This is a genomic window from Streptomyces sp. PT12, from assembly GCF_003311645.1.
Lineage (GTDB): Bacteria > Actinomycetota > Actinomycetes > Streptomycetales > Streptomycetaceae > Streptomyces.
The window spans coordinates 1-352 of record NZ_QEST01000271.1; the positions used below are offsets into that span (position 1 = coordinate 1).

Here is a 352-nt window from a genome sequence, read left to right on the forward strand (position 1 = left end):
TGGCGGTGCGGGCGCCTGAGTCGGAGGTGCTGCCGCTGCTGACCGACGGGGTGGATATCGCGGCGGTCAACGGCCCGGATTCCGTGGTGCTTTCCGGCGACGAGCAGGCCGTGGTGGCGCTGGCCGGGCGGTGGAAGTACAAGCGGCTCGCGGTGAGCCATGCGTTCCACTCGCATCTGATGGACCCGATGCTGGAGGCGTTCCGTGCGGTCGCCGAGACGTTGACCTATCACCCGGCGCGCCTGCCCATCGCGGGGCAGCCGGAGAGCGTTGACGCCGAGTACTGGGTGCGGCATGTCCGCGAGGCGGTCCGCTTCCATGACGCCACCGAGCAGCTGCGCGCCGATGGCGT

Annotated in this window: 1 protein-coding gene; it reads left to right on the forward strand. The window is 70.5% G+C overall.

Features of this window, described 5'->3' with window-relative positions; all coding sequences use genetic code 11:
* Positions 1 to 352: acyltransferase domain-containing protein (locus tag DEH69_RS28340; RefSeq protein WP_113689847.1), on the forward strand; the 352-nt coding region annotated here is incomplete at both ends.